At 50.9% G+C, this 481-nt stretch carries 1 protein-coding gene; it reads left to right on the top strand.

Annotation, left to right across the window (positions count from 1 at the left end; all coding sequences use genetic code 11):
- Positions 1-202: 202 nt before the first annotated feature.
- Positions 203-481, top strand: a 279-nt coding sequence (locus AB9F26_RS22280) for a glycosyltransferase (RefSeq protein ID WP_369769130.1), incomplete at its 3' end; no start/stop codon positions are given.

Raw genomic sequence — 481 nt, forward strand, 5'->3', positions numbered from 1 at the left:
ATCTGTCAATTTGCCTGTGAAGGTCACCACATTCATTTTCGGGGTGTTTGGATTGGCTCTTGGCTTAATGGCGGCATTGCTCGCCGAAGGAAGGATGCCAAAAAAGGTGCCCGCGCCCCCAAATCCTGTTAAGTCAAAAAGACGGCCGAGGCGCTAATAAGTGGGCTTGCGGGGAAAAGAAAATGCCAAAATTGCGATTTTCATGCCTTCTTTTGCCGGAGGAGGGGCTGAGCGGGTTATGGTAATGCTGTCCAATGCCTTAGCCCAGAGAAACTACCAAGTTGATATCGTGGTCTGTCAGGCAAGTGGGCCGTTTCACTCTGATGTTGCCCCAACTGTGCGTGTGGTCGATTTGAAGTCAAAACGGGCCGTTTTGGCCTTGCCGAGATTGACGACCTATCTTCGTACTCATCGACCCGATGTCTTTTTGTCGGTTTTGACACATACCAACGTGGTGGCAATTCTTGCGGCGACCATGGCT

It is taken from the genome of Falsihalocynthiibacter sp. BN13B15, assembly GCF_041205415.1.
Classification (GTDB): Bacteria; Pseudomonadota; Alphaproteobacteria; order Rhodobacterales; family Rhodobacteraceae; genus Falsihalocynthiibacter; species Falsihalocynthiibacter arcticus.